Here is a 22203-nt window from a genome sequence, read left to right as displayed (position 1 = left end):
TTAACATCTGATTACGACATATTCTTTAAACAACACTGTTTGTATTTCTTCCCTGAACCACATGGACATGGATCGTTTCTATTGATTTTTGTGCCTTGCTCAACCGGCGATTCCGAAGAAGCAAAAATATGCTCCATCTGCTGATAATGGTTCTTCCATTCCGCATCGCGCATTTCGCAAAAAGCTGTTCCTTTCTGAAAATCAGAAACTTTACCTTCCATCACATCAATATAATATTGTAACTCAATCGCAGTGTGCTTACCTTCGAATTTTGGTAGAATCTCTTTGAATTTTTGAAGAGTATCATTGCGCTGTAAATCACCCAATACACGAATGTAATGATCTACCCAATGAAAGTTATCTCTGTCCAATATGGAATGAATTCGGTCAAACTGTTCATCTGTTGCGTAATACAATGCCTCAAAACAATAGAGATAAGGTTTTTTATTATCTGATTTAATATTTTCTTCAATAAAATCGAGTACTTTCCCTACGAATTGTTCCGGATATTTTCTGGCAAGCAGTCCTGCCAAATATACAGCCTGTTCGTTCATTAAATCCCAATCTTCCTCAACAGTAAACAGTTCCAATAATGGCTCAAACAATTCCTCCGACAAATGTTTCTCTGCAACAATACAATACCATAATGGTGCCGGCAGCATCACTCTGTACTCGTCAGAATAGTATGCTTCACCATTGTAGGCATTTGTAAAGGCGAAAACTAATTTCTTTCTTAACTCTTCGCTATTTTCCTGATTTCTCAAGAAATCAATTGCTTCGTATGGAATTCCCTTAAGCTGGGTATCGATTATTTCGAATGCGTGTTCAGTAGATCGTATCATAATTCTGTATTATCCGGCAAAGATATAGAATATTAAGGCTTTTCAGGAATTTAGACTATTCTTTACAGCAGAATTCAAAAAAAAATAAAGCCCTGAATTTACATTCAGAGCTTTATACCCAAACTAGAATTAAAATGAATTAATTATCCATTTTAAAAACTTTCTTTAAAATATCATCCATCAGGCACCATTTGGTGATTGATGATTGCAACAGATTTAAACCAACAAAAGCAGTCAGCAGCAACCAGTTCATATTTACGTAAAATGCCAATAAAATGCTTACCAAAACTAATGTTCCTGCAATGCCTCTAATAATTCTCTCTCTCATCTTATTTTATACTAATTATTTAAATAAATTTTTCAACATCCAACATATAAGCATGCATTGGATTGCAACAATCTATATCATTGTTGAACAGAGTAATTTGATTCAGTAATTCAGAACCTTTTTCGTCAGTTAAAAAGGAAAAAGAAGCGATAGAATCATAATAGTCCTTATTAGAGGCAAACCAGTTTGGTACCTGACCATCTTTAATATGTTTTTGAGTATACCCTTTTACATCAAACTCACTATAAGCCCCAACACCCGCAGTTCGATAGATTTTCTTCAAATCATCATAAAAGGAACTCACACAAAATATGATTACAACTTTCATAAGTTTTAAATTAGTTTAAGATTTATTCCTCGTCCTTAATCTCACTCGATTTAGGGTCAATTACAGGATATTTTTTCTTTTCAGTCATATAATAGATAAGTGGTACAATTACCAAAGTCAGAAATGTTGAAGCAATAGAACCTCCCATCAGTGATATGGCTAAACCTTGAAAAATGGGATCGAACAGGATTACAACAGCTCCAATTACAACAGTTCCTGCAGTAAGTAGAATTGGTGTTGTACGCACGGCTCCAGCTTCAATAACAGCCTCCTTTAACGGAATACCATCCTCCAAACGAAGATTAATAAAGTCAATCAATAAAATGGCATTCCTCACCATGATCCCCGCAAGGGCAATCAATCCAATCATAGATGTAGCGGTAAAGAAAGCGCCCATCAACCAGTGTCCAACCAAAATTCCAACAAGAGATAATGGAATTGAAATCATCATCACAAAAGGAACTTTAAAATTCTGAAACCATCCAATAATCAACAAATAGATAACCAGCAACACCACAGCAAAGGCAGTTCCTAAATCGCGGAATACTTCATATGTAATTTGCCATTCCCCATCCCACTTCAAACTGTAATTATCTTCTAAAAACGGTTGTTGAGTATATTCCTCTTTTAAATCATAACCTTCAGGAAGCTTAATATCACTTAGGTTTTTAGCTATGTTCATGATTCCGTAAACCGGACTTTCCAATTTTCCGGCTACATCCGCAGTAACGTAAACCACCCTTTTCTGATTTTTACGGTAGATACTTTTCTCCTTAATTCTCTCATGAACATCAACAATATCGCCCAAAGAAACTAACTGCCCCGATTGTGACAGAATATTGATTCTCTTCAGATCGGCAACACTACTTCTGTCTTTCTCCTGCAACCGCAAATCAATCCCAACCTGATTGTGTTCAGACTCTTGGTACAATTGGGAAACTTCCTGTCCCTGCAATGCCATATTTAAAGTATGAACCACTTGCTGAGTCGAAACTCCGGCCAACATTGCCTTTTCTTTGTTCACATTAAACTGAAACTCGGTTTGATCATCTTCAACCAACCAGTCAACATCAACAACATCATCCGTTTTTTCAAAAAGAGTTTTTACCTGAGCTGCAATATTTCGTTGTTCCTCCAAATTAGGACCATAAATTTCTGCCACCAAAGTCGACATTACCGGTGGTCCCGGTGGAACTTCAACAACCTTTACATTGGCATTAAATTTCTTTCCAATCTCCTGCAACGCAGGTCTCATTAACTTAGCAATATCGTGACTTTGCTCGTCACGCTCATCTTTATGAGTTAAATTCACCTGAATATCAGCAACATTCGAACCACGACGCAAATCGTAATGACGAACCAAACCATTAAAATTCATTGGTGCGGCTGTCCCCACATAAGTCTGATAGTCAACTACATTTTCTTGCTGAGAAATGTAAGCCGCCAATTCTTTAGCAACCACAGCGGTACGCTCAAGGGTTGTTCCTTCCGGCATATCAATAACTACCTGAAATTCGTTCTTATTATCGAAGGGAAGCATTTTAACAGCAACCTGTTTAAAATAAACCAATGTAGTTGAAGCCAGTAAAAGAACAACCACTGTACCAATAAAACTCCACCTCTTCCATTTTGATTCCAGCATGGGCGAAATCGTAGCTGAATAAAGTTTGTACACCATCGAGTCTTCCAGCTTAAAAGCCTTCTCATCAGCATCATCTTTTTCTTTAAATCGTAACAAACGATAAGCCAGATAAGGAGTGATGGTAAGAGCTACCAGTAAGGAGAAAATCATTGCAATGGATGCTCCAATCGGCATCGGGCTCATATAAGGTCCCATTAAACCAGACACAAATACCATTGGCAAAACTGCTGCAATTACAGTGAAAGTTGCCAAAATTGTTGGATTCCCCACTTCATCAATTGAACGCAAGGCCGCCTGCATAAACGGCAACTGTTTCATTTTAAAATGCCTGTGCATATTCTCCGCAATAATAATGGAGTCGTCAACCACAATTCCGGTAACAAAGACCAAAGCAAACAAGGTAATCCGGTTCAATGTATAATCCAGAAAATAGTAACTAAACATGGTTAAAGCAAATGTGATTGGTACTGATAAAAACACAACCAATCCACCACGCCATCCCATGGCCAGCATCACAACAAATGTAACTGCAATAATTGCTCCTAAAAGGTGCATCAACAGCTCGGAGACTTTGTCTGAAGCAGTTTCACCATAGTTCCTGCTAACCTCAACATGAACATCGGCAGGAATTAATTCCTGTTCCAAAACGGCTGTTTTTGTTAAAATTTGTTCCGCAACTTTCATTGCATCAGCACCCCGTCGTTTGGCCACTGAAATGGTAACAGCAGGGTAATTTCCTTTTACAAGTTCCTTAGCCTCATTTATTTTTCCATAACCAAAACTCACATATTGTGAAGGCACTTCCGGACCATCAACAACCTCTGCAACTTGTTTCAAATAAATTGGACTACCATTGTATACACCTACAACCAGGTTTGCAACATCTTCTGAATTTTCAAGAAACCGACCTGTTTCAACTAAATATTCTGTGTCATGATTATTAAATGCTCCTGATCCTATTTGTTGATTAGATATTTCAATTTGCCGGGCAATACTCAAAGCATCAATATTATAGCCAGCCATTTGTGCCCGATTCAGAATAACTCTTACTTGACGGGAACGTCCGCCAATTATTTTGGTTTCCGAAACATCATTAACTTTTTCTATTTCGTTGTTTACTTCCTGTGCTATTCTCTTTAACTGAAAATCATCATAGTTCTCACTCCAAAATGTTAATCCCAATACCGGAACATCATCAATTGCACGTGTTTTAATTAGGGGCATGGAAGTGCCTTTTGGCATTTCATCCATGTGTTTCATAATCTCATTGTACATCTTTACCAAAGATCTTTCAATGTCTTCACCTACATAAAACTGAACAATTAGCATCGCCTGTCCCGGCATTGATGTAGAATAAACATATTCAACACCAGGAATATTTGCCACTACTTTTTCAAGTGGCTGCATAACTCTCGACTCAATTTCAGCCGGACTTGCACCCGGATATCTTAAAAAAATATCAGCAATGGGTACATCAATTTGTGGTTCTTCTTCTCTTGGCGTTAAATAAGCACTGTACACGCCAATCACCATGAAGGCAACCATCAAGAGCGGAGTTAATTTAGAATTTATGAATAGTTTGGCCATTTGGCCTGCAAATCCTGTTTTCATATGATTGTATTTTGATTGTAACTACCAGCTGTAATTATTGAATAGTAAGTTTTGCTCCATCCCAAATTTTTCCTTTAAAGGAGACGATGTATTTCTCACCATCGTTTAAGCCCGATAGAATTTCAACCTGATCACCAATAGTTTTTCCCAGTCTTAGCCATCGCAATATTGCTGTTCCACCCTGACTAACAGTATATATACCTGTCAATTGTCCTTTGTGAATCAAAACACTTGCAGGAATCATTATAGATGGCATGCCCCCTTTTTCAATCAAAACATTTGCATACATACCACTGTACAAATTATTTTTTTGTTCGTTGGCAGGCTTCAAAACTATTTTTGCTTCAAACTGATTTCCTGTATACTGAGAAGATGGATTGACTTCCGAAACAAAACCAGGTATTTTAACATCACCCAATGCACTAATTTGAACCAATACCGGATCATTTTGTTTGATTTTCGAAATTTCAGATTCAGGAATTCGGGCCATCACCATAAATTCGCCTTGTTTTTCAATCGCAACCAATGGCATTCCCGGAGATGCCAAATCACCTTCGTTCATATATTTTCTGGTAATTACACCATTGTAAGGAGCCTTGATAGTGGTGTATCTAAGCATTTCCTCTACCTCAATACCCATTTCTTTAACAGCTTCCAATCTGGCTTTTGCCATATTATATTGTGTTGTTACATCATCCAACTCTTTCTGTGAAGCACTCTTTTGCTCAAACAATACAGTAAAACGATCGTAATCTTTCTTTGCATTTTTAAAAGCAGCTTTTGCTTCCAGTTCATTAGCTTTCACCTGAGCTTTTTTCGCTTGAATATCTTTTGCATGAATTTCAACCAAAACCTGACCTTTATTTACTTTTTGACCTGTTTCTACATTAATCTTAGCAATTTGACCCATAATTCGTGTACTAAGATTCGAATGTGTTTCAGCTTCCAGTTTACCCGAAAAACTCATTGTTTCAGCTTGATTTGTTAATTTAGCTGTTCCTACCGTCACGCTAACATCAGCTTTCTCTGTCTCCTTTACCTTGCTTTCACTTCCACAGGATTGTAATGATAATCCACCTAAAGTGATCAGTGCTATAATTAAAAAATTCCTTGAGTTCATATCTGTAGATTCTTTAGTATGATTGTTTATTGTAATTCTTTTTCCAGTAATAATTCCAATTGGAAAACTGCAACATGATAGTTGTATAAACTGTTTATATAATCAAGATTCCGTGCCATCGAAACCGTTTCAGAATATAAAATATCAGTAGTTTTTTCCAATCCTTGCTTGTATCTGTTAGTACGTATTCGAAGTGCTTCTTCTGCCTGCTCTTTGGCTAATTTGCTCAATTCAATTTTATCATATGCCACTTTCAGATTTCTTTTGGCAGATTGAATTTCCATACTGTTTTTGGATAAGTATTCAGCGAAGTTCAACTCCGATATTTTTAACTCGGCCTTCGCTTTCTGAACCTTCCCAATATTTTTATAACCGCTGAATAAATTCCATGATAAACTTGCTCCAATCATGTAATTATTTGCTGATGTTCCAAAAAGTTTATCGTCATTCCATTCGTATGCACCAAATGCATTTAATCGGGGAAGGAACTGCATTCTTTCTGATTTCAGCATACTTTCTCTTGCTTCAACGCTCTTTCTATAGGCATTCAAATCCGAACGATTTTCAATTTGAAAATCTTGCTCCAAGCCATTTAACAAGGAAGGCTTTTTCTCCAAATAATCTGTAGTAACAATCACCACATTAATATCCAAACCCAAAAGGTAGGCCAGAAACTCTCCTGCACTCTTCTGATTATTACTTGCATCTGCTAACTGATTATTCAATTCCAAAACCCGTACCTTGGCAGATAACAGATCTGCTTCCTGCACAAAGCCTTGCGCCAAATTATTTTCAGTAACTTGTAATGCTTCAGCAGCAGCCTTTTTTGATAATTGAAGAACTGAAACTGCCTCTTGAGCCAATTCGAGCTGATAATAGGCTTTCTTCACCTCAAACTTTGTAAAATTGATTGTTCTCTCTGTTTTGTAATCAACAGCCTGCATTTTTGCATTCGCGGCTCTTCTGCCATAAATTCCATCAATATTAATTAATGGCTGCTGAACCTCAATTTTAGTATTGAAATTTTTAGTCTGACCAGGATCATTTAGCAAGAGTGGATTAAAGTCAGCCTGTGTAGCTATCTCCTGCTTTAATTTGAATCCAAAACTGCTCAACGGATCGTTTGTTACAACTCCCGAATGTGAAAGATTCACTATCGGTAAAAAAACAGAATTTGTTTGACGGAATTCGGCTTTGGCAACTCTTCCCTCAGCCTTCGCCTTATTAATTTCCCAATTGTTTTCAGAAGCTTTTACTAAGGCTTCTTTCAAACTTAACTTCATTTCTACAGCTTGTGATTTCCCTTTTATTGAAAAGCCTGCAACTAATAGTAAAATGAAATAAATTTTAAGGTTTCGCATATTTATTTGTTCTTTTAATTTCGGTTCAAATCTAAACAACAATATCCATATATCCAAATATCTACATGTTTGTGGATTTAATATATTTCTATCTTAACTTTGATTTTATTTATAGTAACTGAAATTTAGATATTTAGGATGCCAATTGCAATATTAAACTTGGTAAAAGTGAAATTTATCACATTCAAAATTGATAAAAAAATAAGGCTCTCCACTAAACGGAAAGCCTCTCAATATAAAAACAATATTATCCTTTACTTTTGAAGTAAATTCCGCAGCATATTTAGTGCATTTAAAGATGCCACCTGAATATTTCGTTCTCTATTTTTATACAAATCAAATCGATGAGAAATAAGGTCATTGGGTCCCGCAACAGCAATCCAAACAGTTCCAACGGGTTTTTCCTCCGTTCCACCATCGGGTCCGGCAACTCCTGATGTTGCAATTGCATAATCGGTATTCAGCACTTTTCTGGCACCAATAGCCATTTGTTCCACTACCTGCTGACTTACCGCACCATATTTCTCCAAATCCTCACCATTCACACACAAGATATTTTCCTTCACTTCATTTGAGTAGGCTACCACACCACCTTTAAAATAAGAAGAACTACCCGCATGAGATGTTATTAGGTGAGCAATTTTCCCTCCGGTACAGCTCTCTGCTGTGCCCAAAGTCTTTCCCTTATCGGATAAAAGTTTAGCTACGGTCAATTCCATGGGTTCATCATCATAGCCAAATATATTTGCGGAAATTATTTTTTTCAACGCAGACAACTGCTCCTCTATAATTTTCTCTAATTCTGCCAAATTATCTCCCAAAAGACTCATTCGTAATCGCAAAACTCCAGGAGAAGGCAAATATGCCAATTTTACGCAAGCTGGTAAATTCCCTTCCCAATCTTCAAGCATTTCCGCCATCACAGATTCTCCAATACCTTGAGTCATTACTGTCTTGTGCAAAATAACCGGTGTAGAAAAATGTTGTTTTAATGATTGTAAAATTTCGTCCTGCATAATTCCCTTCATTTCAAAAGGAACTCCAGGCATCGAGATAACTACCTTACCATCTTTCTCAAACCACATGCAAGGAGCTGTACCATGGTTATTGGTTATTATTCTTGCGCCATCGGGAACCAAAGCCTGTTCCCGATTGAAACGATTCATAGGAATCCCTCTCTGCCAGAGTCTTTGTTCAACTTTAGCAAATAAAAAATCATCCTGCACCAGATTCATTTCAAAAAGATCGCTCAATGTCTTTTTAGTAATATCATCATTCGTGGGTCCTAAACCTCCCGTAATTAAAACAAGGGAAACTCTTTCCATTGCCTGTTTCAGGGAACTTACTATATCAGCTTCCTGATCGGATATACTGGTTATTTTCCCAACATTAATACCTATTCCATTTAATTCTTTGGCCATCCATGCTGAATTGGTATCCACTATTTGACCAATCAGAATTTCGTCACCAATTGTAATTATTTCTGCTTGCATTTGCTTATTTTATTAACTGTAATGCTTTTAATCGTTGTAAAAGACTTGGATGTGAATAGTAAAAAAACACATAAACCGGATGTGGCGTTAAATTGCTAAGAGAACTAACAGATAGTTTCTTTAAAGCATCTCCTAAAGCTTTCCCATCATAATTTTTTAAGGCATAATCATCGGCCTCATATTCATTCTTTCGTGATAAAATATTCATTCCCAAACCTAAAAAGGTTGATATCGGAGAATACAAAATTCCAAAGGCAATCAATCCCAAATGAAATCCTTGCTGCTTCGCTCCCAACGCTTCCGAAAGTAAGGGATTGGCAATAATCAAAGAAAAAATGTAAAACATCAGTCCGGTTTGCAGTAAGGATAAAAATATGCGGCTAAGTGTATGCTTCTTTTTATAGTGTCCAATTTCATGCGCCAAAACCGCAACAATCTCTTCCTTTGTCAAATCATTAATTAATGTGTCAAACAGGACAATTCTCTTTTTTGATCCAAGTCCGCTAAAATATGCGTTTCCTTTCGATGACCGTTTAGAACCGTCCATTACATAGACATTATCCAATTTGAAATCTACTTTACCTGCAAACCTGCTAATCTCATCTTTTAATTCTCCATCTTCCAGAGGTGTTTGCTTATTAAATAAAGGCACCAACAAGGAAGAATAAAACATGGCCATAAAAATCATGAAAAATGCAATTACCAACCACGCCATCCACCAGAAGTTTGTTGTGGTCTGCAAATAAATCCATATTAATAAAGCCAATATGCCACCGCCAATTACAATACTAAGCAATCCACCTTTTAATTTATCCAATACAAAGGTTTTTAAGCTTGTTCTGTTAAAACCATACTTCTCCTCAATTACAAATGTTGAATAGTAAGAAAAAGGCAATCCCAGCAAACTGGAAAAAAACAAAATCACACCAAAAAAGGCTAAGGCAATTGTTATTGGATGTTCAAAATAATTCCTGACGAACTCATCAACCCATGCAAAACCACCAAGACTAATCATTAGTACCGTGGCAATGAAACCTATTCCCGATGAAATTAACGAAGGCATCAATTTGTCCTTCTGATAATTTTGTGACTGGCTATATTTTTCCTGATCGTAAATCCCTTCTAATGCTTTAGGAAGAATGGGCGACCATTTCTTATGATTCAGAAATTCAAGAAATCGTTCTAAAATAAAATCTGCAGTTAAAATTCCCAGTATGATATAAAGCAGCATCGTTGATGTCATGTAGTTTTGTATTAAAATTTAAGCTCTCAAAATTAAACAAGCCTGATAGAATAATACTCATCAGGCTTGTATATTTTTTAAAATAAAATTACTCTCCAAAAAAAAGATCCAATTTCTCTTTGTTTTTGGTTCTCTCCAGAAGTTCTAATGTGTATGCCTTAACTAATTTAAATTCGGATGGCACAGATTTTAATGTTTTATAATGAAAAATTGATTTCCGGATCCAACGATTTGCCTGCACATAATCTTCTTTAATTTCATACGCCACAGCTAAATTATAAGAAGCTCTTCCTGCAAGTTTATCATCTTTCTCATTCGAAATCTCAGTCCATAAGGAAATTGGAGTCTCCCAATCCCCTTGATCAATATAATATTTTGAAATGGCTAAACGATCATCTCCGGAGGCAAAATACTTTCTAGTTATATCAATCCATTTAGGTGCAAGCATATCTGCATATTGATTTCCAATTTCATAAGAAACATCCTTAAAAAGATCTTTTCTTTTAGGCAGTTTTTCTTCTATTAACCGATTGTATGAAGGTGATGTAACTTCCGAAAACAAACTGTCAATTACGATTTGTTCATCCAGATATGTCTGATTTAAGGGATCATATATCCTCCACACAGCAAAATAATTCGCATCAGTAATCCCATAATTCAGTACATCTTCAAATACTGTGTATTTATTATATAACTGTATATCCTCCAAACAAATTAAAATATCAGATCCATTACTCTCGCAGATACTGTCAACAAGTTCCCATTTCATTGGTGTATAATCTCTGTCACCTGATATTTCCTTTTTATCCAACTGAATAAATGGAATAGAATCCATGGCTAAATACTCCGATAAGTTCTCCGTAAAACCCAAATAGCAATTCGAAGAAATATCTGAATAATAGTCTGTTGTGTCAATAAAAGAAGTAATATTTATACGATAATATTGACTCAAAGTATCAATTTTAAAACTGGTATTTCTATCAACAAAGCCAATTGTTTTCACATCAGCAGGAATTAAAACTTTGGGTGCATTAAGTCCTTGAAAACTGTACAAAGAAAAAGTTTGACAAGATGATAATAAAAATAATGAAGTGACAATTAAAAATATCCTTTTCATGTGTCTAAATTTGTTTTTTATTGCCACATGAAACTCGCCAACTTAGTCATCCTCGTGTGTGAGAAAAGTCTTCTCATGGCTCGTTTCATATGATTATATTTACTGCTGATTACGATTAATTCGTTTGATTTTTTTCAAATTTAAATCCCTAACCAATACTTCCTCAAAAACCATTCCAATATCATTAATATGATAATTATAATCAATACAAATAGCATCTCAGCTAAATTACCATACTTCGTTTCCTCTGATAAAATAGAATTCGCATGCTCATTTTCTCTAATGTTAGTTCGTATTTCCGCTTGTTCGTCAAGTTTAAATACCTTACCTCCAGTTAAACTTGAAATTTGCGAAAGTATTTTACCATCGGCCTGTAAATTTTTAGCTTCATTACTATTTAAGCTAACAATAAACTGTCCCTTTTGCTCCAAAACATTTTCACTATCCTGGGTTTTAACGACAAATGAATAATTGCCTTTTGGCAAAGAGCCTATTCTTAATTGGTATTTCTCTGAGCGTTTTTCAAAATTATAGTTGAAAGATTTACCTGCTTGATTTATCAAGGTAAAATCCAAATTCGCCTGATTAACCAGCTCATAACTTTTATTGTATATCTCAGTATCAAACACAATTTCATCCCCTTCGGAGATGTTTTTTGGGTAGTTAACCACCAGTTGGTTACGATTAATCTTCAAAGATAAATACTGCACCATTTTATTGATTAAATCAAAAAACACTTCAGGAGAATCATTCATTCGGGACAAGTGCAATTTCCATCGCCAGATTCCCTCACCAAAAATCCACGCAATTTTCTGATTATCAGCATATGAAAAAGCAATTTGAGGCTCTTCCGTTTGTACTGATTTAATACTCTGATATCCAACAATATGATGTTCCGAATTAAATTCACAACGCACTAAAGGAGATAACAAGGGCGGCATTTTCTCTAAAGTTTCCAACTTTGATTTCTTTAAATCAAACAAGTTAAAAGTTTCATCTCCTACAAAGGATGATTCGGTGTATAAACCTTCATTTCTTAACAAATTAACACCAAAATTCAACTTATTTAAAGCTTCAATATCCGAATTCCCTCCAACAACCATTAGAGCGGGAATTTCCTTTTGTTGAATTTGCTGTAAAAAACCAGAATATGAATTGAGATGAGATGGAATTTGATACAGAACTACCAGATTGTATTTCTCAAGATCAGCTTGTTTCTGTGCAAGATTAATTAACTCAACAGTAAAATTTAAATTTTCATTAATCGCCGATTGAATAGCTGCTATGTCAGGATGATATTTATCAAAACAAATTGCTATTTTCCTCTGATTATCCAATACATCAACCACAAACTCGTAGTGGTTATTACTTTTGGAACTTTCCTTTTCTGTTGCAATTACTTCTACTCTAAACTTCTGTAAACCTGCTTTTTCCGGAGTAATAAAAAAATCTTTTTCGATAAAGAATGCATTGTTATTAATCTGAAATTCATCCTCAATCAATTTCGCCGAACCATTGTAAATTTTCAATCGTACTGATTCCGAATCTAAATTAGTTGCTTTAACGCCAATTCTAACGGGTAATTTACTTTTTATAAAACCTAATTTATTTGTTTTAACTGATATAACTGAAACATCCTCGATGCGCGCCGTGTCCCCTAATTGTAACGTATGAATGGGAAAATTCAAATCTTGTACATCATATCTGGGATTACCGCCTTTATTGTAAAGACCATCACTGGCAAGAAGAACCTGCACATTATTTAAATTTCCATAATTGTTTTTCAAAAATTCAAACAAATCTGAAAAATTTGTATTCGTCTCGGAATAATTATAATTAGATAGTTCCTCTACTTTATTTCCAAAACTAATTTTCTTAATCTCAAATTCAGAATTCAAAGTCTCAAGAAATTTTTCTATTTCAGAAGGGTATTCATTCAAATAAAATAAAGAATCATTATTTAATTTAAGAGACTTTGAATTGTCCTGGGCAAAAACTAATAATGGTTTTTCAATTTTTTCTGAAGCGTATTTAATTTTTGGCTCCAACAGTAGTATCAGAAGTAATAAAATGGAAAGACCCCGCAAAAAAGCTAAAATGTAGATTTTGGGCAGGGAAAGATCCTTATGGTATGGTTTTTTGAAAAAATAAACCAAAACAATAAGTAATAAAGAAACTAAAGTAAAGGGCAATACCCACCATAATGAGTATTCGGTAACTATGGTGATATTCAATTTTAGTAATTTTAGAATTTCAACAAATTTAACAAACAAACTTTAAATGCTGGTTTAAAATCCAACAATCTCTGCTAATAATCCAATGGTTTTTAATCTTAAAATAAGGTTAAATTAAAGATTTAATCTTCTTTAACACTTGTTTAGACCAATTAACTTGATTCATGCATACATTTGTAATGTACAAAAGAACAAAAAGTAGTTTTTTCATATAGTAGATTAAGGTTTAAAGTGAGTAGAAAAAAAGTCGGCTGGTTACCGACTTTTTTTGCGTTATACACTCTCTTATTTGGAGTAAAAACTATCTTCTAAATTCATTTGAATATGATGCAACGCTTTAAACGTCCGATACTATCAATTGCGGATTGATTAGATATCGAAACCTGGTCTTATAAAATCTCTTGATTCGGGGAATACTTTTTCGACTATAGTTCGTAAACCTGAAAGTATCAGTAACAATGGCAGCATTCTATCCTCTGTTTCAGGAAATTTCTGCATAAAACAAGTCCAGGCCTTAATCGATTCATCAATGGACAGCAATGCTACTTTTCCAGATGCAATACTGTCATGTTTATAAAATTCATTCCCTGTTTCTTCTGTATTTGTCTTACTTCTAAGTGAGCGAAAGAGCTTGCTCGGAATAATAAACTGATACCAGCGAATTATCTCATAAGAATTAAAGACTGTTTTTTCAATTTCACTCATCTCCCCTTCATCCTTATAGTCCAGCAATTCTTTTAAGCTAATACTTCCTATAAAAAGAAGTGCCTCAAATTCGGCAAACCATTGGTCTACTAATTCAGAATATTTATCGGCCTGTTTCATTATTTGGCCTTTAAATATCAAATCATCTTTTTTTTCTTCTTCTTCAACATCAAAGTCTTCATCCTGTTCAGGCATTTCCATTCCTAAATCCTTTGCGGCTTGTTTCAGCAACTCCATACTTAACTGAAACATCTCATCCAGATTATCCATTGCAAAAGAAGCATCGGTATTAGAAACATCTAAATCAGGCACACCCTCTTCCATCATTTTATAATTAAGACAATTACCAGTAAAACTGCATCTTTCACACCAACCATCACAATAATTATAAATACCGGGAATTAAGTAGGGATTTTGAATTAAGGCAAAGAGTAAATCTTTATTCATATTTGGAAAACTTCCTTTAAATCAATTTATAACATCTAAATTTATAATCACTTTCATTAAGCATTCCAGCCAAATGAATTCAAGTTTAGGCAATCATCACTGTACTGAAAAACACTGTGATTCTAAGCACTTGTACTTATTATCATCTGATTGGTTTCAATTTATCATTGTGATTTTTAAAAATAAAGCTGTTTTTCCTTATTAAATGAAAGGCGAAGCTCAATTCCAGATAAGCTTATCCCACTACATCACAGTAAAATACAGCGCCAAAAAAAATGATAATTTCCCAAAACAAAAGAGCCACTTAAAAAGTGGCTCTTTATTCAATTAAAAGCTTTAAATATTTAAATCATTTTCAATTTGGTTATTTCATTTACCAATAAAATTCTATTTTCGTCCACCATAACAGACATAGGAGATCTAAACTCTTCGCTTAACTTATTCATTATTGCCAAACCTGTTTTCACAGGTATTGGGTTCGACTCGATAAAACACAATTGAATTAATCTCAGATATTTAAAATAAATTTCTTTTGATTTAGCCAGATCACCTTTAGAGGCAGCCAACATTAAATTATGAAATTCCTTAGGTATTAAATTGGCAACAACAGAAATAACTCCGTCTGCTCCCATACAAACAGCTTGAAAAGCCAAAGCATCATCGCCCGAAAAAACCATAAAATCAGATGGTTTATCTCTCAAAATACAAGCCATTTGCTCTAAGTTCCCGGATGCCTCTTTGATGCCCACTACATTTTCAAATTCCGTTGCTAATTCCACAACCAAATCAGCAGGAATGTTGCCGCCGGTTCTTCCAGGTACATTATAAAGAATAATTGGAACAGTAACCGCTTTAGAAATTTGAGAGAAATAATCTTTCAAACCCTTTCTTGTTGGTTTGTTGTAATAAGGCGACACGACCAAAATTGCATCAACCCCCAGAGATTCAGCCAGGCAAGAATTTTCAATTGCTTCAGATGTTGAATTTGTTCCGGAACCCGCTATTACCGGAATTCGTTTATTCACCTTTTCAACTGTATGTTTAATTAGTTCTGCATACTCCTTTTTAGTAAGAGTGGCAGCTTCCCCAGTGGTTCCGCAAACTACAATTCCGTCAGTTTCATTTTTCAAATGAAAATCAATCAAATTATCAAAAGCAGTATAATCAATACTACCATCAATATTAAAAGGTGTTACAATAGCAACAATAGATCCTTGCCAAGCTTTTCTCATTTATATACTCCTTGATTATTACTTGCAGACATCCGCAAGATTTTGTTAACGGCTGCAAATATAGATTCTACAATAAAATGAACGAAATTTTTAGAAAATTTATTCATTAATTCTACATTCTGTTAATTTTTGAACATCTTTGTGTAGTTTTTCAACACAAACTTCAATTCATGATAACAATTCCACAAGTTGTAGAAAAAATAGTTAGCTCACAACCCTTTTTGGCAGAAGCTTTGGTAGATGGTTTAATAAACATTTCATCATTGGCGCGTAAAATTCAGGATCAGGTTGAACAGAGCGTAAAAAAGCCGGTTAAACTCGGTGCAATCATCATGGCACTGAACAGATTAGCTCCAAGTCTGGAAGTGAAAATCAATCCAGGTTTAAAGGAAGTTATTACCAATGTAGGTGATATTATTGTTCGCTCACAATTAGTCGATTTCACTTATAAAAACTCAAATACCCTGATTGAAAAACACACAGAATTGTTAAAATCTATTGGTCCGAATCAAGAATTTTTCTACACCATGGTTCAGGGGGTTTTCGAATCCAATTTAGTTGTAAGCAATACTTTAAGAGAAAAAGTAGAACAAGTATTTAGTACTGAAATGCTCGTAAGTAAAAGCGAAGATTTATCATCTGTTACATTAAAACTACCTTCAACAAACAGTCAACAGCTTGGTTTTTACTATTTTATACTTAAGAACATCGCATGGGCCGGCATCAACATTCGTGAAGTAATATCAACTACAAATGAATTTACTCTTGTTGTAAATGATACTGATATCGATAAAACTTTTTCTGTACTGAAGAATATGGGGAAGAATTAGAAATATATTTAAATGGAAATGGCTGTTTTATTGGAAACAGCCATTTTATTATTTCATTGTTATTTTAAGCAACACTTTTTAAACTTTTTGCCACTTCCACAAAAACACAGATCATTTCTATTTGGTAAATTCTCTTTTCCCTCCTTATTAAGCTTTGGATATTCACCGGAAACATAAACCCAAACTCCACTCTCCTTATGGAAAAAGGATTTTTCGTGCATAATTTGCTTCTGTCCTTTTTCTATAAAACCGGCCTGAAATTCTACCCATCCAACCAAATCAAATTCTTTTCCTTTCTCGGTGTGAATCACTTTCAATCCAAGCCATTCAACGGACTGAGTCCATTCTAAAATCTCCTTTTTCTGATCGGAAGGACATGTTTCAGATGAATAAGTAGCTAAAATGTAATCAACATCGGCAAGAACAAAAGCAGAATACCTGCTGCGCATTAAATCTTCTGCCGTAATCGCTTTTCGTTTGCCTGAATGAATTGCACCACAACATTCTTTGTATGCTGAATTATTGCCGCAAAAACAATTATTCTCCATCGGTTGCTAACTATAAGATTCCTGAAAAAACAGATCTAATTTATCCAGATCCTGTTCTCCAATTAAAGCCAAAAACCTCGCAAAATGTGGAGTTGTACTTTCTAAAACATCCTTTATTTTAAACATTGCATTAAACTCCGTAATAAATTCAGCACGCATATCGAAGGCACTTACCAGTGTTTCGTAGAAAATCCGGAACAAACTCCCTTCAGATTGTAAGGTTTGATCATCGATGGAGATTACCTTCATCAGATTCATTAATAAATCATAGTTTTTCAGCTCAATGGCAACAGCAATCCCCTTTGTGAAATGAGCAAAAAGAACCTGCAAAGATTCCTTATCATTGTATTCAGGAATAGGAACCGGTATAAATTTACAATCGGCATAAACTCCTAATCCTTCTTCTCTTCTATCAGAATTTAAAAGCATAAATGCTTTCACATTTGAAAGACACAAATAATAAAAGTCGCGGTATTTATCGAACGGCAAATCAATTAGCGCCTGATCCAGAACTTTAATTCCATTGTTCATTGATTCGTGAATTTTCTCCTTACCGCGCTTAAACGAAAATTCTGCCATAAACTGCAAAGCCCAATTCAGACCATAAACCCACTTCCCACTTGTAGAACAAGATGAATATCCCTTACGATACTCTTCTCCGGCCTCATTTAATTCTCCAAACAAAGAAAATGAAGCCGCACGTAATTGAAGAATTTCCAAATAAAACCGAGCTTCTTCTTTTAGAAGATCAACGGAATTGTCATTTAAGAATTCACGAATTTTTTTTGGGTCTTTCGATTGAATCCCATGATTGTACATCTCTATAAGAGACTGATATATTTTTTCTTTTTCTTTCATAATTAAATTTTAGTATTTGTTCTTATTTTTTGAACAAATCCAAGTGATACAAGACAAAGGATGGCACCAAATACAAACGGAATTCTCCAGTTTACCATCCATAACAAACCTCCAACAACTGGTATAACAACAGCAGATATGTGATTAATCGTAAAACCCACCGCCATTGATGGCGCAATATCTTTTGCATCACCTGTTTTCTGAAAATACGTATTGATTCCCATCGAAAAACCGAAAAAGATATGATCCAAAATATATAATCCGGCTACAATAAGAGCATTTTCAATATAAGCATATCCTAAAAAGACGAAAACCAATCCAATATATTCCAGTGATAACATTTTTCGTTCTCCGTATCGATTGATTCCTTTTGCAATCATGGGTGAAACAAAATAGGCTATAACGTTATTTATTACAAATAGAATTGCTACATCCTGAACGGTATAATGATACTTCTGCACCAGCATAAAAACAGCAAACACAACAAAAATCTGACGACGGGCACCACTCAAAAAATTCAAAACATAAAAAAGCCAGTATCTTTTTCTTACAACCATCCCCTTATTTTGAAGTGGAATATTTTTATCTGCCGGATCCCAGAAAAATGCCCAAATGCCAAGACAAAAAACAACCGCACCAATTAAAATAAAGCTTGCTTGCAGTGAAATAAAATGCGCAATTGCATAAACAAAAGCACCCATACTAATATTTGCTATGGCTGACCAACTTCTTTGCTTAGCAAATACAACAGGTGCCTGCTCAATCGTAAAATACTGAAGTGTCAGTGATTTATTTGTTGTCTCGAAATAATGAAATCCCACAGACATAATAACTGTTGTAATTATTAAGCCTAAAAACGAAGGGAAAAAGCCAGTTAAAGCAACTCCCAAACCAACAATTAAAACTGATAATGCCGACAGACGATGTTCTTTAATTACCAACAATAAATACACAACTAAAAGAGCCAAAAAGCCAGGGATTTCTCTTACCGATTGAATAACACCAACCTGAAATCCGTTAATGCCAACTTCCTCAACTGCGAAATTATTAAATAAGGTTCTCCACCCCTGATGTCCAGCCGTGGCTGCTATTACCAATAACATCAGATATTGGAACATGATATTTTTCTTTAGCTCTTTCGTCATCTATATTCTCCTCTAAAAAATGATTGCCAAAGGTACAAAAATGTTGTGAATGGCACAGAACAAAACCAACATGCTAAACAAAATGAAAAATCATGCGCATCATGTCTTATTAATTTCACAATTTTGTACAAAGTAATTAGAGCAGGCATTAATAAATGAAGAAATGAATTTTAAAGAACTTAGCCAGAAAAGATATTCAGTTCGCTCCTATCAATCGAAAGAGATAGAACAAGAAAAATTGATTAAAATATTAGAGGCCGGCCAAATTGCACCTTCAGCAGTGAACAATCAACCCCGGCATTTTATTGTTGTTAGGGAGACTGAGAATCACAAAAAATTCTCTGGAATTTATCATCGTGAATGGTTTAATGAAGCTCCTGTTTACATCGTAATTTGCGGTGATCACGCCCAATCATGGAAACGAAGTGAAGATGGTAAAGATCATTGTGATATTGATGCTGCGATTGCCATCGATCACATGACTCTTCAGGCAACAGAACTTGGCTTGGGGACTTGTTGGATCTGCAATTTTCACATTCAAAAATGCATAGATTTTTTCAATTTGCCTGATTATATTGAGCCGGTTGCAATTTTATCTTTAGGATATCCATCGGACAGGATACCTCCTCAAAAGATAAGGAAATCATTAGATGAAATTGTTCATTGGGAAAAGTTTTAAACGAATATGATTATGTCAAAAATTCCAGTTACTGTAATTACCGGTTTCTTAGGTGCAGGAAAAACCAGTCTGCTTAATCACTTAATATCGAGCTATCCTAATAAAAAATTCGCCGTTATCGAAAATGAATTTGGTGAAGTAAACATTGATTCTGAATTAGTTACCAACGTTAAAAACGAAAACATTTTTGAATTAAGTAATGGTTGTATTTGCTGCAGTTTGAATGATGAATTGTATGTCGTTTTAAAAAATCTGATTCAATCAAATCATCAATTCAATCACTTGCTTATTGAGACCACTGGAATTGCCGATCCAAGCAGTATTTTAGCTTCATTTATTACCGATCCGTTCATAAAAAAAGAATTTGAATTGGACGCAGTAATTTGTCTGGTTGATGCCGCAAATGCGTCAAATATAATAGAGAAGGAAATAGTTCTAACCAAACAAATTGCAATATCAGATCAGATATTAATAAATAAAACAGATGTTGCTGGTCGTGAAAAGACAAATGCGGTTAAAACAGAGATTGAAAGAATTAATAAATTTGCCCGAATTGAAGAATGTATATTTGCGAAACCTGCAAACAAAAATTTACTTGATTCTTTCTCTTATGATCCTGCAAAGGTTTACCAATTTGTTTTAGGACTTGAAGCTAACTCAAGTCCCCCAAATAAAACAACGCATGGAATTGAAAACATGTGCTACACCTCTTCAATTCCAATGGAACAAATGAAATTAGGAATGTGGCTGGATGCTTTTCTGAAATTTAATCAGGAAAGTATCTATCGAATTAAAGGAATTCTATATCTGGAAGGTGTTGACAAACGAATTATACTACAATCTGTACATTCTCAAATACAAGCAACCGTTGGAAAAACATGGGAAAAAGATGAGATAAAAGAAAGTAAGATTGTAATAATTGGAAAAAATCTGAATCGAAAAGTAATCGAACGAAATCTTGATGAACTTCTTGTACAATAAAAATGAGAGGAAATTTCCTCTCATTTTTATTGTATTTTCATCCTGTTTCGCTAATTCGCTCCAGTTGTCCGTAATTTAATATTTTCAATTTTCTGCCATCCAGTTCAATAATGCCTTCATTATGAAATTCTTTTAGAATTCTAATCGCACTATCCTTCGACATACCGGTAAGATCCGCAACATCTTGTCTTGAAAGATGCAAATCAAAATTCAGATCTTCATACACTTTACCGGAAAGATAAATAAGTCCATCGGCTATGCGGCCATGCATCTGCTTTTGTGATAAACTCACCATTTTTTCAAAGGAAAAGATTCCTTTTTGAGTGCAATTCTTAATAAATTCCTCGGCAAAGAGAGGATTTGTCTGAATTGCTTTTTTAAAAGCACTTATTTCTATAAAACAAGCAGTGGTATTATCAAGTGCTGCAATTGAATAATGATGTCTGTTATCAAAATACAAAGATGCCTGCCCAATAATTTCCCAAGGCTTAATAATCCTAATTATCAACTGTTTATCCTGAACTCCTTCCACGTATAATTTTGCCAACCCAGTTGTCAAAATTAATAGATGAGTTGCAGAAGTACCTTGTTTAAAGATTGTTTCACCAGCCTTAAACTTTACTTCAAATCTATTCTCATTCAATTCAATTAGTTCGGGGCGGGAAAGAGTACTTAACATCGGTATTCGCATATTGCAATCGAGGCAATTTTTGCAATTATCCGATTTTGAAAATTTAGCCATAGTAGTTTAGAGATATAGGGTACAAATTAGTAGTTAGTTATCAAATCTATCAGAAAATTTCCCAAAAACAAATAGTGAATTTCAAATAAAAATTGCTTTGCAACAGCTACTGAAAATTTGTTTTTTTTTCTAGCAACTATTAAATATAAAAAAAAGACTGAGATAAGCCTAGTAAAAGACTGATAAATATCGATTTGTATTAGACAAATTCCTTTTTTTCATAAAATAAATCTCGGCGTATCAAACCTATTGCGGTAAAGGCAAATATTTATCTTTAGTGTAGATGGTTTAATCTCTTTAATCACTAATTAGTACTTAAATTTAAAATCTCAATACTATGCAAAAGAACAACTTAGTAAGTCTTTTACTGGTTTTCCTAACAACTCTGTGTTTTGTTTCATGCGAATACGATATCATTCAAGTGGATAAAATCGTAATCCCGCCAGATCAGGAAATCTCGTTTAGTGCGGATATCGTGCCCATATTCACTTCTAATTGTATCAACTGTCATGATGGTGGAATTAATCCGGATTTAAGAGCATCCAATGCATTTAATGCATTAACAAACGGAGGTTATATCAATGTTGATCTTCCAGGCTCCAGCGAATTGTATACACAATTACAATCAGGATCTCACAGTACCCGAGCTTCAGCAACTGAAAAACAATTAATTCTTGAGTGGATAACCCGAGGTGCTAACGACAATTAAAACTATAC

20 protein-coding genes are annotated in these 22203 nt (G+C 34.7%); 4 read left to right on the top strand and 16 right to left on the bottom strand.

Features of this window, described 5'->3' with window-relative positions; genetic code table 11:
* Window positions 1-11 precede the first annotated feature (11 nt).
* From ACY0M5_RS12140 to dapA, 12 genes are all read right to left on the bottom strand, one after another.
* Complete coding sequence (locus ACY0M5_RS12140; protein WP_461629310.1) at window positions 12-842, bottom strand: YecA family protein; 831 nt, start codon at window positions 840-842, stop codon at window positions 12-14.
* A 139-nt stretch (window positions 843-981) separates the two neighbouring features.
* Window positions 982-1170, bottom strand: a complete 189-nt coding sequence (locus ACY0M5_RS12135) for a YgaP family membrane protein (RefSeq protein WP_124991593.1) — start codon at window positions 1168-1170, stop codon at window positions 982-984.
* Window positions 1171-1189: 19 nt separating this feature from the next.
* Window positions 1190-1498 carry a hypothetical protein gene (locus ACY0M5_RS12130; protein WP_101309494.1) on the bottom strand — a complete coding sequence of 103 codons (309 nt, stop codon included), beginning with the start codon at window positions 1496-1498 and terminating at the stop codon, window positions 1190-1192.
* A 22-nt stretch (window positions 1499-1520) separates the two neighbouring features.
* Window positions 1521-4751 (bottom strand): efflux RND transporter permease subunit, encoded by a 3231-nt coding sequence (locus tag ACY0M5_RS12125; protein ID WP_124991592.1) that lies wholly within the window; start codon window positions 4749-4751, stop codon window positions 1521-1523.
* Window positions 4752-4785: 34 nt separating this feature from the next.
* Window positions 4786-5871: an efflux RND transporter periplasmic adaptor subunit gene (locus tag ACY0M5_RS12120; protein WP_461629309.1), complete on the bottom strand. Its 1086-nt coding sequence runs from the start codon at window positions 5869-5871 to the stop codon at window positions 4786-4788.
* A 26-nt stretch (window positions 5872-5897) separates the two neighbouring features.
* Window positions 5898-7232, bottom strand: a complete 1335-nt coding sequence (locus tag ACY0M5_RS12115; protein ID WP_461629308.1) for a TolC family protein — start codon at window positions 7230-7232, stop codon at window positions 5898-5900.
* A gap of 254 nt (window positions 7233-7486) precedes the next feature.
* The gene (locus ACY0M5_RS12110; RefSeq protein WP_461629307.1) at window positions 7487-8725 is read right to left on the bottom strand and encodes a competence/damage-inducible protein A; all 1239 of its coding nucleotides are present in this window, start codon (window positions 8723-8725) and stop codon (window positions 7487-7489) included.
* Between the two features lie 4 nt (window positions 8726-8729).
* Window positions 8730-9968, bottom strand: a complete 1239-nt coding sequence (locus tag ACY0M5_RS12105) for a M48 family metallopeptidase (RefSeq protein ID WP_461629306.1) — start codon at window positions 9966-9968, stop codon at window positions 8730-8732.
* An 88-nt stretch (window positions 9969-10056) separates the two neighbouring features.
* Complete coding sequence (locus ACY0M5_RS12100; protein WP_461629305.1) at window positions 10057-11085, bottom strand: DUF6340 family protein; 1029 nt, start codon at window positions 11083-11085, stop codon at window positions 10057-10059.
* Between the two features lie 140 nt (window positions 11086-11225).
* Window positions 11226-13319, bottom strand: a complete 2094-nt coding sequence (locus ACY0M5_RS12095; protein ID WP_461629304.1) for a hypothetical protein — start codon at window positions 13317-13319, stop codon at window positions 11226-11228.
* 369 nt (window positions 13320-13688) lie between these two features.
* Window positions 13689-14471: a hypothetical protein gene (locus tag ACY0M5_RS12090; RefSeq protein ID WP_461629303.1), complete on the bottom strand. Its 783-nt coding sequence runs from the start codon at window positions 14469-14471 to the stop codon at window positions 13689-13691.
* A gap of 344 nt (window positions 14472-14815) precedes the next feature.
* Complete coding sequence (dapA, locus tag ACY0M5_RS12085; protein ID WP_124991584.1) at window positions 14816-15703, bottom strand: 4-hydroxy-tetrahydrodipicolinate synthase; 888 nt, start codon at window positions 15701-15703, stop codon at window positions 14816-14818.
* A 170-nt stretch (window positions 15704-15873) separates the two neighbouring features.
* Here dapA and ACY0M5_RS12080 point away from each other — a divergent pair, with 170 nt between their 5' ends.
* The gene (locus ACY0M5_RS12080) at window positions 15874-16533 is read left to right on the top strand and encodes an aspartate kinase (RefSeq protein ID WP_101309591.1); all 660 of its coding nucleotides are present in this window, start codon (window positions 15874-15876) and stop codon (window positions 16531-16533) included.
* A 59-nt stretch (window positions 16534-16592) separates the two neighbouring features.
* Here the strand turns inward: ACY0M5_RS12080 and ACY0M5_RS12075 are convergent, their stop codons facing one another.
* From ACY0M5_RS12075 to ACY0M5_RS12065, 3 genes are read right to left on the bottom strand one after another with little or no spacing between them, the layout of a single operon-like run.
* Window positions 16593-17081 carry a YchJ family protein gene (locus ACY0M5_RS12075; RefSeq protein WP_461629302.1) on the bottom strand — a complete coding sequence of 163 codons (489 nt, stop codon included), beginning with the start codon at window positions 17079-17081 and terminating at the stop codon, window positions 16593-16595.
* A gap of 6 nt (window positions 17082-17087) precedes the next feature.
* Entirely contained in the window at window positions 17088-17939 is an 852-nt protein-coding gene (locus ACY0M5_RS12070; RefSeq protein ID WP_461629301.1) for a hypothetical protein, read from the bottom strand.
* Window positions 17940-17941: 2 nt separating this feature from the next.
* On the bottom strand, window positions 17942-19084 hold the full coding sequence (locus tag ACY0M5_RS12065) for an MFS transporter (RefSeq protein WP_124991581.1): 1143 nt from the start codon (window positions 19082-19084) through the stop codon (window positions 17942-17944).
* Window positions 19085-19247: 163 nt separating this feature from the next.
* Here ACY0M5_RS12065 and ACY0M5_RS12060 point away from each other — a divergent pair, with 163 nt between their 5' ends.
* Both ACY0M5_RS12060 and ACY0M5_RS12055 read left to right on the top strand, forming a co-directional pair.
* Window positions 19248-19763, top strand: coding sequence for a nitroreductase family protein (locus ACY0M5_RS12060; RefSeq protein WP_461629300.1), 516 nt, complete (start codon window positions 19248-19250; stop codon window positions 19761-19763).
* A gap of 12 nt (window positions 19764-19775) precedes the next feature.
* Window positions 19776-20744: a CobW family GTP-binding protein gene (locus tag ACY0M5_RS12055; RefSeq protein ID WP_461629299.1), complete on the top strand. Its 969-nt coding sequence runs from the start codon at window positions 19776-19778 to the stop codon at window positions 20742-20744.
* 37 nt (window positions 20745-20781) lie between these two features.
* Here the strand turns inward: ACY0M5_RS12055 and ACY0M5_RS12050 are convergent, their stop codons facing one another.
* Window positions 20782-21486: a Crp/Fnr family transcriptional regulator gene (locus ACY0M5_RS12050; RefSeq protein ID WP_124991578.1), complete on the bottom strand. Its 705-nt coding sequence runs from the start codon at window positions 21484-21486 to the stop codon at window positions 20782-20784.
* Between the two features lie 337 nt (window positions 21487-21823).
* On the opposite strand from ACY0M5_RS12050, the gene ACY0M5_RS12045 reads away from it, so the two are divergent.
* On the top strand, window positions 21824-22195 hold the full coding sequence (locus ACY0M5_RS12045) for a hypothetical protein (protein ID WP_124991577.1): 372 nt from the start codon (window positions 21824-21826) through the stop codon (window positions 22193-22195).
* Window positions 22196-22203: the final 8 nt, after the last annotated feature.

Source organism: Labilibaculum euxinicum, assembly GCF_963678175.1.
In the GTDB taxonomy this organism is placed as follows: domain Bacteria; phylum Bacteroidota; class Bacteroidia; order Bacteroidales; family Marinifilaceae; genus Labilibaculum; species Labilibaculum euxinus.
The sequence above is the reverse complement of the archived record's forward strand: the minus strand, read 5'-3'. Positions and strand labels throughout refer to the sequence as shown.